This window comes from Microbispora sp. KK1-11 (assembly GCF_006874435.1).
GTDB classification, from domain to species: domain Bacteria; phylum Actinomycetota; class Actinomycetes; order Streptosporangiales; family Streptosporangiaceae; genus Microbispora; species Microbispora catharanthi.
On sequence record NZ_VIRJ01000182.1, the window covers coordinates 1 to 272 of the forward strand.

At 74.6% G+C, this 272-nt stretch carries 1 protein-coding gene; it reads right to left on the minus strand.

Annotated features, from left to right (window positions below; translation table 11 throughout):
• Positions 1 to 261: 13E12 repeat family protein (locus FLW16_RS43280; protein ID WP_260616227.1), on the minus strand; the 261-nt coding region annotated here is incomplete at its 3' end.
• Between the last annotated feature and the right edge of the window lie 11 nt (positions 262 to 272).

The following is a 272-nucleotide window of genomic DNA, read 5'->3' on the forward strand; positions in this document are numbered from 1 at the left end:
GTCTTCCCCGTCGGGGTCGAGCACCGCGCGTAGGTAGCGGCCGGCTTTGGCCACCTCCGCCGCCCCGGCCTTGCCCGCCAGCTCCAGCAGGATCGGCTCGGCCAGGGCGGCGTGCTCGTCACTCAACCGGGCGGTGGCCGTGCAGATCGCCTCCACCACCCCCGCCGCCAACCCACCCTCAGCGAACTTCTCCCGCACCCGGGGCAGACGCGCCAACTCCACCGCCAAGGTCAGCAGACGCCCAGCCCCCGCGACGCTCATCCCCGCGGCGG